Source organism: Filobacillus milosensis (assembly GCF_004402015.1).
Classification (GTDB): Bacteria; Bacillota; Bacilli; order Bacillales; family Alkalibacillaceae; genus Filobacillus; species Filobacillus milosensis.
Genome location: NZ_SOPW01000068.1, coordinates 1 through 325, shown reverse-complemented (window position 1 = coordinate 325; position 325 = coordinate 1). Strand labels below are relative to the sequence as shown.

Genomic DNA, 325 nt, shown 5'->3' with positions numbered 1-325 from the left:
GCTCTGCGGGCGGCGATCTCCGAGCGCGGCATCACCCTGTCCCGCCTGCGCCGGCAACTCGCGGACGACGGCAACACCGTGTCCATGGCCACCCTGAGCTACTGGCGGTCAGGCGACCGCCAGCCGGAGGGCCCTCAGTCGCTCGCGATCGTCGAGGGTATCGAGGACCGGCTCCGACTGCGTCGGGGTCATCTCCGTTCCCTCCTCGGTCCGTCCGCTCGGCTCGGTGTGGTCCCGCCTCCTCGACTGCCGTTCGATGAGGAGCGCGAGAACCGGGAGACGGCCGAGACTCTCGCCGCGTTGCGCTCGGCACCGCAGGAGGGGC

General features: G+C 71.7%; 1 protein-coding gene. It reads left to right on the top strand.

The window, feature by feature from the left end; translation table 11 throughout:
- Positions 1–325: hypothetical protein (locus tag E3U55_RS17635; protein WP_228547609.1), on the top strand; the 325-nt coding region annotated here is incomplete at both ends.